At 31.7% G+C, this 13,012-nt stretch carries 8 protein-coding genes; 3 read left to right on the top strand and 5 right to left on the bottom strand.

The genetic code is table 11. From position 1 onward, the window contains the following. Positions 1 to 77: 77 nt before the first annotated feature. Positions 78 to 473 (bottom strand): DUF2721 domain-containing protein, encoded by a 396-nt coding sequence (locus WAF17_RS00130; RefSeq protein ID WP_338764705.1) that lies wholly within the window; start codon positions 471 to 473, stop codon positions 78 to 80. Positions 474 to 580: 107 nt separating this feature from the next. On the opposite strand from WAF17_RS00130, the gene WAF17_RS00125 reads away from it, so the two are divergent. The 3 genes from WAF17_RS00125 (at position 581) to WAF17_RS00115 (ending at position 6,972) form a co-directional block, all read left to right on the top strand. Beyond that, positions 581 to 1,864, top strand: coding sequence for a WG repeat-containing protein (locus tag WAF17_RS00125; protein ID WP_338764703.1), 1,284 nt, complete (start codon positions 581 to 583; stop codon positions 1,862 to 1,864). Between the two features lie 199 nt (positions 1,865 to 2,063). After that, positions 2,064 to 2,771 (top strand): hypothetical protein, encoded by a 708-nt coding sequence (locus WAF17_RS00120; RefSeq protein WP_338764701.1) that lies wholly within the window; start codon positions 2,064 to 2,066, stop codon positions 2,769 to 2,771. Between the two features lie 193 nt (positions 2,772 to 2,964). Next, positions 2,965 to 6,972 (top strand): PAS domain-containing protein, encoded by a 4,008-nt coding sequence (locus WAF17_RS00115; protein ID WP_338764699.1) that lies wholly within the window; start codon positions 2,965 to 2,967, stop codon positions 6,970 to 6,972. Positions 6,973 to 7,117: 145 nt separating this feature from the next. Here WAF17_RS00115 and WAF17_RS00110 read toward each other — a convergent pair whose 3' ends face one another. The 4 genes from WAF17_RS00110 to WAF17_RS00095 form a co-directional block, all read right to left on the bottom strand. After that, entirely contained in the window at positions 7,118 to 8,098 is a 981-nt protein-coding gene (locus WAF17_RS00110; protein WP_338764697.1) for a fatty acid desaturase, read from the bottom strand. Positions 8,099 to 8,103: 5 nt separating this feature from the next. Then, a complete protein-coding gene (locus WAF17_RS00105; RefSeq protein ID WP_338764695.1) occupies positions 8,104 to 8,988 on the bottom strand; it encodes an alpha/beta hydrolase in 885 nt (294 codons plus the stop codon). Positions 8,989 to 9,255: 267 nt separating this feature from the next. After that, positions 9,256 to 11,877, bottom strand: a complete 2,622-nt coding sequence (locus tag WAF17_RS00100) for a M14 family zinc carboxypeptidase (protein ID WP_338764693.1) — start codon at positions 11,875 to 11,877, stop codon at positions 9,256 to 9,258. A gap of 267 nt (positions 11,878 to 12,144) precedes the next feature. Beyond that, a complete protein-coding gene (locus WAF17_RS00095; RefSeq protein WP_338764691.1) occupies positions 12,145 to 12,978 on the bottom strand; it encodes a TIGR02452 family protein in 834 nt (277 codons plus the stop codon). Positions 12,979 to 13,012: the final 34 nt, after the last annotated feature.

Raw genomic sequence — 13,012 nt, 5'->3', positions numbered from 1 at the left:
TCAATTTTTTAAACAGAACAGCTAATATACGGAAAGTAATTTTAAAACGAAATAAGAAAAATTTCATCAAACCTATTTTACTTTCTTTTTTCCATATTACCAATTTGAATATTGAGTGCTTTTACAGAAATTTGAATTTCAATAACGGACAATGAAAGTGAAAGCATAAGCAAAACCAAACTTATTCCGAAGAGCCACTGACCAATTATCATTTGTTCCCAAAAAAGTGCAAACATAGAAGTTACACATAAGAGCAAACTAAAAACACCCAAAAACTGCATATTTCGTGTCAGATAAACTCTCTTTCGTAAATTTTTGATTTGTTCTATCAAAATTTTATTAGGCTCATTTTCATATTTTTCATGTAGGTTTCTGATAAGATTTGCCATTGCCAAAAAACGGTTCGTGTAGGCAAGTAAAAGCAAAGAAATAGCAGAGAAGAGTAGAGCAGGTGTAGTAAGGCTAATTTCCATAAAACAAAGGTTAATTATTTGTTGTTGGTTATAAATCGTTACAAAGAAAAGGGAATATTATTTGCTATTCTAAACTATATCTTATAAAAAATCAAAAAAACTATCTTATGCAGATTATAGCAAAAAGCAATTTTAAAAAAACAATTATTTTATTTTATTTTTTGGTAGGAATATATTGCATAAACCCTTCCCTTATTTCTGCACAAACGACAAATGAAGACGGATGGGAAACAGCAACAGAAGAGGAACTTGCACCAAAAATTGATACAACAATCATAGCACGAAAAGCTCTCTTAGCCTATGGAGGAGATTCTATCAGAATTGCAAGTATTGAAGGAAAACTAGGCGTTTTGAATGATACTAATGCTACTATTGTTCCATTTCAGTACGAAAAAATCAGTTTTTTTGAAGGCGAAGATTCTACTTGCACACGTTGGGAAGGAACTTTGTTAGTAAAAGGTAGAGGGAAGTATGGCGTTCTTGACCCAACAGGAAAACCACTCACAGCACTTTACGAAAAAATAGAATTTATGCCAGAAACCTGCCAAAGCGCAAGTGGAAAAACAAAAGTGATGCGATTTTATGACAGAGGGAAAGTAGGTTTGGCAGATGCCTATGGAAATGTTGTGATTCGTCCTTCGTATGAAGAGGTTGAATTTATCAAATACTATATCACACGTTATGGAGATACTGCCAAAATAGAAAGAGTTTTAAAACCCGAACTTATTACAGCCAAAAAAGCAGGAAAATACGGACTTTTTGACCTTCATAACAATGTTCCTCTTTTGCGCTCAGAATACAATGCCATTGATTATCTGCAAGACATAAAAATAGAAACAAAAAAGAAAACACATTCGACGCATATCTTAAAGATAAAACAAGGCACACAATATGGTTTTATTACTTTGCATAATAAAGCTATTTTAGTTCCTCAATACGAATACTTAGGAGAATTTTCTACCGAAAAAGGAAAAACAAAAGGAGAAGCAGAAGATTTGATTGCTCTAGTACAGAAAAAAGGAAAATGGGGATGGATAAATTTGGAGGGAAAAGAAGTAATAAAAGTAAATTATGATGCAGCCGAAGTATTTAGAAAAGATATTGCTTTTGTCAGAAAAGGTAGAAAATGGACAGCAATAAATAGAAAAGGGAAGCAAACTTTAGAAGATTCGTATGAAGAAATAAAATACCTTGCCTTAGAAACAGAACAAAATGCTTTTTTCAAAACGCTTATTATCGCTAAGAAAAAAGGAAAATACGGAATTTTGGATATTGAAGGAAAAACTTTGCTTAACTTTGAGTTTGATAAACTTACCTTTGTTCCTGAAAAATTTGGATTCAATGTAGAAATCAATGGAGAAGAAAAATTCGTGAATCTGAAAACAAGGTGATTAGTGATTAGTGATTAGTGATTAGTGATTAGTGATTAGTGATTAGTGATTAGTGATTAGTGATTAGTGATTAGTGATTAGTGATTAGTGATTAGTGAAAAATTGCGCTCTGAAATAATTGTTTTACACTATTGAAAGTTTTTAATGCGAAAAATTAGCTTCGCTGCTTTGGCAGGTCGTAATTCTATAAATAAATTCTATGAAAAAAACGGTTCTCAACTTTGCTTATTATTTTTGGTTTATTTTGCTCTTATTCATCATTCCTGTTAGTTGTGCCTTATTTGCTGAGGGAATCACGCAACTTATTTTTCTAAAAAATGACTATTTAAAGACACTTCTTAAAAAAGGAATTATAGATTATGGTTTTCCTTATTATATTTCTCTTCTATTAAGTTTAGTAACTACTATGTTAGTAGTGATTTATCTAAAAAGGCGTTTTATGCTTTATGAAATAGAAAAAAATAATAGTGGAACTATTTTTTGGATTATCAATGCTTGTTATTTACTTACTCAACATGTTAAACTATACTTTTTTGGATATTGGTGGACAAAAAGTAACTACATGAATATTGATATTGATTTGCTAGGCAATACGCTTACAGAACACAGCAATTTATATGTCTATATTTTACCTCACTTACTCAATGTTTTTTTTCTGTTTTTTGCTATTCAACTATTAATTCGGATTTCAGACATTGAAGATAGCTTTAAGACAGTTCGTCTTATTTTAAGAAAGGTTTTCTTCACAAAAGAAGAAGTAGAAACAATTATTGATTACAAAATAAGTGTTCCAATAGGAAAAGAAGAAGAATTTGAAAACGAAAAAGAGATTTTTTTGACACAAAAGAAAATTTTTACATATTCTGATTATAAGACTTTTCTCAAAAAAGTACAATTCAAAAACTAAAAAGTATAAACTGAAAGTGTTTTTTTTACAAAAAACCCTAAAACAATGCTTTAAAGTCCTATTTTAATAAAAATTAAATGTGTATATTGGCTATGTATTTGTAATTCCCCTATCAAGACAAATACAAACATTTACTTAATTCCCTTAAGCCTTATTCAGAATAATAAGGTTGATTATAGTATAATAAAAACACATGTATTACAAAAATACTCTAAAGTATGCCCTTGGTGGGTTATTATTTGGTTTATGCTTTCCTCTCTTTGCTTGGATATTAGATGGCTTTTTCTTCAAACAACTTGCCTTTGGTTGGTCTATGATTGTCAAGCTGCACCAAGTAAACCCCATTCATTTTGTGATTGATATTGCTCCTATTGTATTAGGTGCTGCCTTTGCGTATATGGGCTATCTAGCTGACAAATCTGCAAACTTGTATCAAAAAGGAATAAATATTGAACAGTATTCTAAACAAAACAAAGCCATTGTAAAGAGAATGCGTATTGGAAATGTAGCTATTCCTATACTTGTTGGAGTTCTTCTCTTTGCTAGTTATTTATTTGTTCAGAGTTTCTTATCCAGTCAGCAAAACGATGCAATAATAATTAATGTTGCAGGGAAGCAGCGCATGTTGAGCCAAAAAATAGCAAAAAGTGCTTTATACCTAACGACTACACAAGGAGAAGAACAAGTAGATTATCTAAATGCTTTAGATGAGAACCTCAGAGAATTTAAGAAAGCACATCGTAATCTAGCAGGAAAAGAAAAAACACTAGATTTTAGTAATAATCATACCAACTCCGAAGAAGCAAAAAAACTTTATAGTTCTATTTCTCCTTACTATAATGGTCTTTTGGCTGGTGTAGAAGAGATTATAGATGCTAATCAAGTTTTAGATGTAGAAGAAAAAAGAATAAGTATGCGTGATGCTATTCAGAAAATAGAACGTAATGAAGGCAGGTTTCTTCCCATGATGAATGAAATTGTAGGTACTTATCAAGAAGAAGCACAAGAAAAAGTCCTTGAAGTGGAAATAGCTCAAATTTCTGTTATTGCTTTATTGATTTTATTTATTGTTGGTGTTGCTATTTTCATAAAACCTGCAGTAGATAAAGTAGAAAAAGCCTTTGTAGATGTAGAAAGTGCAACAAAAGAATTAGCAGAAAACAATGCAGAACTAGCAGCCTCAGAAGAAGAACTCAAACAAAATACAGATAGTCTTAAGAGTACCAACGAATACTTAGAAAAAACACAGAGAGATTTAGCCACTTATATTCAAAGGGTTTCAGAAGCCAAAAAAATGGCAAAACTGGCAGCTTATGACTTAAATATCAAGACAAATGAAATTACACATACAGAACATCTAAATTATATTTTGGGAGTAGAGAAAGATACTAAAATAGAAACTAGCTTTTTAGAGAGTGTAATTCATAAAGAAGATTATCCAATACTGATAGAAAGTCAGAAAAAGGCTATTCAAGACCACGAAGATACTTTTTATCGTATTCGTATCAAAACAGATTATTTCGAAGATTGGCATTGGTTTCAAGGGGCTACACACGGTGTTTTTAATAAAAGAGGGCAGTTGAAATATATCGTAAATAGCCTTCAAGATATTACAGAAAGCGTAAATAAAGAACAAAAAATTGAAAAACTTCTTCAAGAAACAAGTTTAAACAATCAAGAACTGGCAGCATCAGAAGAAGAGTTGCGCCAAAACACAGAACAATTACAAGTAATAAACGATAATCTCTTTATTGCTCAAAGAGAAATAGAAGAACGTCAGAAACTTTTGCAGCGTGCAGAAGAACTCGCTCAAATCGGTAGTTTTGATATGATAGTTGAAGGTTCAGTCTTTAGTTACTCTGAGAATCTAGCTAATATCTATGGACTAGATAAAGACGAAATGCAAGATATTAGAACTCATGCTAAATATTATGATGAAAAGTGTAGAAAAGAGTTTAGTGAAAATGTAGCCAAGATAATTGCAGGAAAAATAGACCAGTTTTCTATTGTAGGAAACTTTAAAAACAATAATCAGAAAGAAGAAAAAACACTCCGAATAGAAGCAAACCTAATCAGAGATATTGCAGGAAAACCAGAGCGTGTTTTGGGTGTGATTCAAGATATTACACAAATTACAGAGCAACAAGAAATAATAGAACAATCTAAGAAGCAATTAGAATCGCTCAGTAATAATCTACAAGGAATTATGTATCGTTCTTTGATAGATGAAGATTGGACAATGAAGTTTATTTCTAAAGGTGTAGAACGAATTACAGGTTATGCAGCTACTGAATTTATAGACAATAAAGTACGTTCTTTTGCTAGTATTATTCATCCAGATGATAACTTCATAGATGCTGAAGTTGAACAAGCAATAGAAACGAAAGAATCTTATAAGATAGAATACAGAATTATTCATAAAAATGGTTCTATCATTTGGGTGGAAGAATCTGGACAAGTTGTAGAAGATGAAAGTAATGGTGTGAAATACCTTGACGGTGTATTGATGAACATCACACAAAGAAAACAAGCCGAGCAAATCATCGAAACGCAGACAGAAAAATTACTTACTTCTCAAAGAGAATTAGAACAGCAACAACAAATGCTTACTGACGCCGAAAAAATGGCAAAAATGGGAAGTTATGTTTGGGATTTACACACTAGAGAAATCAAACACTCCGAAAACCTTCCAAATATTTATGGTTTAGAAAAAGATACCATTATCAATCAGATTATTTTTGATGCTATCATACACCCAAAAGAAAGAGAGCAGCACCAAAGAGCTATTGCAGAAGCTATGATGAAGGGAGAGAGAGAAGTCTTTACGACATATAGAGCCAAACCTACTCACTTATCAGAAGAGCATTGGAAATATTATCGCACTTTTTCTATCATAAAATACAATGAAGATGGAGAACCTGTTACACTTATTGGTACAGCACAAGATATAAGTGAAGAGATTAAGCAGCAGAAGATACAAGAGCAGCTTCTCAATTATGTAAAAGAAAATAAAGAAAGATTAGAGGAGTCTCAGCGTATCGCCCAAATCGTAGGGTATAATATGAACATCAAGACAAAAAAAGTAGAATGGTCTGATAGTTTTGATGCAGTATTCAAGGTAGAGGAAAATCAAACTCCAGAAGATACAGAGGTTTTTCAAGAATGGATAGAAAAAGAAGATTTGCCACAACTCAACGAAGCGTGGGCAGAATCTGTAGCAAATAAACAAGAATTTAATGCAATCTATCGTATCAATACTCCTAATGGTGAGGTCATTTATGTAAGAGAAAAAGGCTATCCTGTCTTTGATGATGAGGGAAATCTTATCAAGATGAAAGGAACGCTCCAAGACATCACAAAAGCAGAGTTAGCTAAAAAGAAGCTAGAAAAAACATCATCACAATTAGAAAAACAAAATAATAATCTTGTTTCTAGTATCAACTATGCACAACGCATTCAGTCGGCAATGCTAGGAGGAACACAGGATTTGAAGAAAGTATTTGATGATGCTTTTGTTTTCTTCGAACCAAAAGATGTGGTAAGTGGAGATTTTTATTGGTACAATGAAATAGGAACACGAAAAATTGCTATCGTAGGAGACTGTACAGGACATGGTGTACCGGGGGCATTTATGTCTTTGCTCGGAACAACACTATTAAACGAGGCTATTTTACAACGCCAAATGACTACACCAAGCAAAATTTTGGATTTTATACAATCTGAAATCAGAAGAATCTTAAAACAAGATACCACAGGTAATCGTGATGGAATGGATATGGCTATCGTAGTGGTAGATAAATCTGTAGGAATGATGGAATTTGCTGGAGCTAAAAATCCTTTGGTTTATCTTAAAAAATCACGTAAAAAAGGAGGGGCAGAGACAAATCTAACTACTATAAAAGGTGACGTACATCCCATAGGAGGACGTACTGAAAAGTTTTTAGATGCAAAATACACAAATCATATCATAGAATTAGAAGACGTAGAAGCCTTTTATTTATACTCTGATGGTTATCAAGACCAGTTTGGAGGCGAAGAAGGTAGAAAGTTTATGTCTAAAAAATTCAGAAGACTCTTATACGATACACACAGCACTTCTATGCGTCATCAGCGTGTTTCTCTAAAAAGGGGACTGATGAATTGGATGGGGACAGAGTACGAACAGATAGATGATATTTGTGTGATGGGAATTAAGATATAAACTCTAAACCCAAAAAAATCAATAAAAAAGCAAACTCCAAAAGGGTTTGCTTTTTTGTTCCAACAATTAAATAGTAATAAAGATATTAGAACGAATGGAAAGATGTTTCTCAAATTGATAATATTTTAGCAATGAGATTTAAAATTTAGTCATTTTGTTTATTAGTCATTTGCCCCAACTTTTCATCAAAATAAAATAAACTAAAACAAGCATTTGCATCTTTAATAGACCACGTAATAGTTATTGGATTTTGGACTTTAGAAATATTTTTCATAGCAGACGGTAAGTTATAAAAAGGAATTTGTGCATTCAGATGATGAATATGATGAAAACCAATATTTCCAGTAAACCAATTCATTATTGGATTCATTTTGAAAAAGCTAGTAGAATATAAAGCAGCAAAAAAATAATCCCACTTTTCATTCTCTACTAATTGTATTGAAGGAAAGTTATGTTGTACATAAAATAAATAAGCTCCTAACATAGATGAAAGGAATAAAGGAAACCAGAAACCAAAAAAGAAAAATTGTGTATCAATTTTGATTAATAAAATTGTTAGAGTGATGTGTATAATAATAGAAATCAAACCATCAAAGTGTTTTTTAGGTGATTTTATAAAAGGAATCAAACACATCCCCAATAAAAAGACCGTAAAATAACCAAAAAAAATATTTAAAGGATGACGTGTAAAAGTATAAATGAGCTTTTCCTTTTTTGATAAAGAGTAATATTGCGACTTTGATAGAATAGGAAAACTTCCTACGCTAGAACTATACATTTTCGAATTATTTCTGTGATGGTGATTGTGAGAACGCTCCCATACACTAGGAGGATTCAGAACAAAAACACCAAAGCATTTTATCAAAAAACGGGCAGGTTTGCTTGTAGTGAAAATTGCTTTGTGAAGCGTATCGTGATAAATTACGAATAAACGGATGAATAACAAGCCAATCACACTACTTAACGAAAGCCGTAGTATTAAGCTTTCTACATTAAAAATGATTATTTCTAAAAAAAATAATATTAATAAACATTCTATCAGAAAATACCAACTTTTAAATCTGTTTTCAATAGCGTAAGAAGAAAGACTCTTCATCAAATCTTTATCAAAATATGATTTTTTCATTACATTTAATTTTTGTCAAAAACTTGATTTATCCATTTTAAAGAACTCGCCCATAAAGTCTGTTTGCAACGAGGACTAAAAAAACCCATATGTCCTATTTTTTTTATTCCTACTTCCTGTGGATTAATATACTCTCTCTCTATTTTACAATTAGAAAATAGATTAGCAACATCATCAATAGAATCTTTCGTACTCCATTCATCGTCAGAAAAATTGACTAAGTGCATAGGAAATGACAGAGATTCAAAATGATTATAAGACGGATTTTGTTCTATAAAATCTAAGTTATATCTCTTATTTTTTCCCCATTGAGCAAATTCTCTAGCTACTTCTTTTGGTAAATCTTCTCCTAATTTTAATGATTTAGCAGGTAAATACCCTTTTAAAATCGTTAATATTGGTATTATTCCATAATAGAGTAAGTTCAACTTTGTTTTTGTTTTTTTAGATGGGGCATAGCCTTTATAACCACTCTGCATACAAATGCAATAAGCTCCAATAAGCTTTTTACTTGTATTGCTTTTTGAAAATCCTATAAAACTACTTCCCACACTATGTCCTATAATCAGAATATTTTGCTCATACTTTTTGGTAAGATAATCAAAGACAGCTTTTGCATCTTGACTATACTGGTGCAAAGTAGTTTTATAATCTGTAATTTTTTTGTTTCTTGAGAGTCCAATGCCTTGGTAGTCAAAAGTAACAACAATATAATTATGCGATGCTATAAATTTTGCAAAACTAGCATATAAACTTTGCTTTACAGCAGTTGCAGGATTTATCATTATAATTCCTTTTGATTTTATGCTTTCGGTTTTGTAGGAAGTAACTGATAACACTTCATCTCCGAAACCTTTTATTGTATCTATTTTTGTGTGTACAGGTTGCATTTTTTATTCAATATTACATTATTATATCCGCAAATATATTGCATATTTGAATTATAAAAAAGGTAGAGTAGAAACTTTTATCAAATCGATGATATTTTAGTAATGGGATTTAAGATATAATCAGTTATCATTTAAGGAAAGTTGTCTATCACTTGTATTTTTAAAAAAAGCAAGTATTTCTATTTCAGAAACACTTGCTTTTGTAATTTTTATATGAGTTTTATTCTCTTGCCTTTCCTAATCAATCCCTATGGTTGAAAAATAATTTTATTTAAAAAAAATTGCATTTACAAAAAGACGATTTGTTCCATACCAAAATGCTCTAAAGTTTGGATTGTCTGCAAAAGCAACAAACTTTCCTCTACCTACATTTTTTGAAATAATAGAAACACCATTCTTTAATTTTTCTTTGTTAGAATCAGATAAATAACCACTCACTACATTCCTTTGAGGATTTTGAGTATAAACAAGAGGCATCGTATAAGGATTTTCAGAATAATCCAAAAAGACACTATTATCTTTAAAAATGCGTATCGTTTCAGATTCGTAACCAAAAGTAATTGGATTTGATAAATCTAATTTTCCTTCCAAAATAAGTCCCCCTACATAATTTGCTCCTCTATCGTTGCTTCTATCTTTATACATCAAACGCTGCTTTTGTTCTGAACTCGCAGCAGATGTTTTTTGAGCTAATGTAAAAAAAGAAGTTCCTTTCAGATAATTAATAGCAGAACCAATAGCAATCAGAGTACCTCCGTTTTCTGTCCAACTAGCAATCGTATTCGGATTAAAATTTTTAGGATAACCACTCGGCAAAATAATCGTTGTGTAATCGTGCAGATTAATTGTTGAAAGTTCTCTCGCCTCAATCAAAGAAACTTTCATTCCATAACGAGCGTCTAACAAATGCCAAATTTCACCTGTCTCATACGAATTTACGCCTTCACCCACAACCACCAAAACTTTTGGCAAACTCAATGTCTGAAAACTAGGACTTCCCAAATCAACGCCTTTATCTGTAAGTCCTGTTTCTAAGGCAGTAATTTTGATAGAATGTTCTTCACTTGATTCTGTTAATAATTGCAATAAATTATCTGATTCAGATTCATCAGCAGGAGCTTTAATGAAAATAGTTCCTCTAGCAAAATCTACTTTCTTGTCATTCATTATATAAGAAAAAGGCTCCTCACTAACTTTGATATTCAAATTTATTTCTAATAATCTATTTACTAGTTTTGGAGCATAATAGTTTTTCCAGTCAATCAGATAACCAATTTCACTTTTTTGTAATTTTTTATTTTCTATATTAAATTTTTCTGAAAAATAATTAGCTTCTATTTTTTCTCCTTTTAGATTTGAAACCTCACCTTGAGAAAGATTTTTTTGTTCCAAACCAAAAGCATAAGAAAATGTCCACGCCGAAACATCATAAAAAATACTATCCTTAAAAGTCTTTGGCGTATCAAAAATGGCTTTCACAAGTCTTCCTTGTGTTTGATTGATAGGGATAATTACTGAATTGTTATCAGAAAAAGTAATTGAATTATTATCTTGATTTTCTTTTACCTCATCTTTATTTAATGAATAAAAATCAATTTGATGCGTTTCCAAAATTTTCAGAAGCTCTTCAAAACGTGGAATATCATTTTTTCCTCCAATTAAATATCCCTTTTCAGTAGAGTTTTTAGCAAAATCAGCAGTCGTTTTATAAAAATTTTGTTGATAATCTAAAAGTTCTTTTCTAATATTTACGGCAGCTTCTAACGTAGAAAGTGAAGTAGTGAGTTGATTACGAATAGCAAAATCAAAAGTAATAACTTCATTTTCACTATCCTGTGCGTGTCCTCTTGCACTTGCTTGTTCGAAAAGAATCCCAACCGAACCATTTACATCTGGATAAGTAGAGCCTTTTCCGTAATAAAAATCATCAAAGCTTTGTTCTGTATAATAAAGCGAACCAATATTATCCAAAAAATTGGCGTGAAATGTTCCTATTTTAGCCGTCAGTTCTTGATTTTTTTGTGGTGTAATTGGGTTTGTTCTTTGAGGAACTCCCGGTTGAAAAAAGAAACTACTATTTGTTCCCATTTCGTGGTGGTCTGTCAGAATGTTTGGCTTCCACTCGTGGAAACGCTTCAAACGTGCCTTACTTTCAGGCTGTTGAACAGGCAACCAATCTCTATTCAAATCAAACCAATAATGATTTGTTCTTCCTCTTGGAAAAGGTTCGTTTGTTTCTCTACGATTTGGGTCTGTTACTTGCGACTTACTTTTGTGCATATTTACCCAACTTGCAAAACGATTCAGACCGTCAGGATTAAAACTTGGGTCAAGAATAACAACAGCATTTTTGAGTTTATTTTCAATTTCATCTCCTTCGGCAGCAGCCAAATAATAGGCATATAAAAGTGCTGCATTACTACCACTCGCTTCATTTCCATGAATGCTGTATCCTTGCCAAACCACAACAGGAAGATTTTCAGTAGAAACGGTTGCAGAATTAGAATTTGTCAGCTCAACATGCTTTTTGCGTATTTCTTCTAACCTTGATTGATTTGTAGGATTTGTTATAATTAGTTGAATAAGTGGACGCTGTTCGTGTGTAAATCCGATAGTATCAATACTTATCCTTTCAGATTGCTGTGCTAGAGTGTGTAAATAAAAAAGAAGTTTGTCGTGCGAAACGTGCCAGTCGCCCACTTCAAAACCCAAAACATCTTTTGGAGTGGGAATAGCAGGGTTAAATTTGAGTTCTTGGTTTTGCTTCTTTAGCGTTTCAAAATAATAGTTTTCAATTTTTGAAGATATTAGTTTTGTTTTTTGAGCAAAAATTTGATTTGTTAGAAGAAAAAAAACAAAAAATAGAATAGGTAATACTTTTAATTTCATTCGTTTGAAGATATTTTGAGTAATGGTAATAATCTAAAAAGGAAAATTACTAAAAAAACAGTCGCTAAACTTGGGTTCTTTTAGGAAAACATCTAAAAAAAAACTTAAATATCTATAATAAAAAAACAAGCTGTATTCTAGCTTGTCTTTAATCAATTTGAATAAATGGTAGGTCGGTCTCGTAGAGCAGACCGTTTGTAGTGAACCTCTTCTATTTTTAGTCTCAATAAATGGTCTGTTCTTTGGGGCTGACCTATTTATTCTTTTTTAATATTCAGGAAAATACTTCAAAAAAGGATTAATAATTTTTTCTTGATTGGTCTTGATAGCAAAAACAACTTCTTCAAAGCAGTTTTCAAATTTCGTAGTCAGAAGTTCATGAAAAATCTTGGCAATATCAGCAGGTTCATTTTGAAAAACTCCACAGCCCCACGCTCCCAAAACTAAATTTTTATAACCGTTGCGATGAGCAATAGCCAATACTTTTTCAGTTCGCTGATACATCACAGGAATTATTTTGTCTATTCGTTTTCTCTCTTGTCTTCTTACAACTCCTGCATTTACGGCAGCCGAAGTCAGAATACTTACTTTTTGTGGCTGGTCTAAATATTCTCCTTCATCATTTTTGAAAATCGGAACATTAGGCGAATAAATCATCGTATCGGTATAAAGCATACTTTTTCTACTGCGATGAAACTGATAATATTCCTCAAAAAACTCAAAACAACAAGCACTAAGCCCTGTTACTCGTGCGATAGATTCCTCTTGTGCCTGTGCGCCTGTCAGAAAACCACCACCAATATTTTTGGCAGAAGCAAAATTCAGGCAAAAAACAGGTTCATTATTCGCCTTCAATAGATTATCAATGACGACCATAACGGATTCATTCTGCGTATAATATTTTCTTTTGACACTTTTCAAAGGCTCATAATGCGCTTCTAACATAAAATTATCTTTTGCTTCAAAAAGCTCTGAATTGCTCTGTGCATATTCTTGAATTTCTGATATATCTACTTTTTCATTTTTCTGATTGATATAAAAACCATTTTTGATTACCTCAACGGTATCTTTTGCAATACTTATACGTCTTGATTTTTGCATTTCTGTTTGCTTTAGGTGTTAGTTGTTTTTTTAT

The sequence above is a fragment of the Bernardetia sp. ABR2-2B genome (genome assembly GCF_037126435.1).
GTDB lineage: Bacteria > Bacteroidota > Bacteroidia > Cytophagales > Bernardetiaceae > Bernardetia.
Note: the sequence above shows the minus strand (reverse complement) of the source record. Positions and strands in the feature narration are given on the sequence as shown.

Bases quoted from the DNA above. Each gene is read 5' to 3' on its own strand.
- WAF17_RS00130 (WP_338764705.1), bottom strand. From the start codon at position 473: ATGGAAATTAGCCTTACTACACCTGCTCTACTCTTCTCTGCTATTTCT.
- WAF17_RS00125 (WP_338764703.1), top strand. From the start codon at position 581: ATGCAGATTATAGCAAAAAGCAATTTTAAAAAAACAATTATTTTATTT.
- WAF17_RS00120 (WP_338764701.1), top strand. From the start codon at position 2,064: ATGAAAAAAACGGTTCTCAACTTTGCTTATTATTTTTGGTTTATTTTG.
- WAF17_RS00115 (WP_338764699.1), top strand. From the start codon at position 2,965: ATGTATTACAAAAATACTCTAAAGTATGCCCTTGGTGGGTTATTATTT.
- WAF17_RS00110 (WP_338764697.1), bottom strand. From the start codon at position 8,098: ATGAAAAAATCATATTTTGATAAAGATTTGATGAAGAGTCTTTCTTCT.
- WAF17_RS00105 (WP_338764695.1), bottom strand. From the start codon at position 8,988: ATGCAACCTGTACACACAAAAATAGATACAATAAAAGGTTTCGGAGAT.
- WAF17_RS00100 (WP_338764693.1), bottom strand. From the start codon at position 11,877: ATGAAATTAAAAGTATTACCTATTCTATTTTTTGTTTTTTTTCTTCTA.
- WAF17_RS00095 (WP_338764691.1), bottom strand. From the start codon at position 12,978: ATGCAAAAATCAAGACGTATAAGTATTGCAAAAGATACCGTTGAGGTA.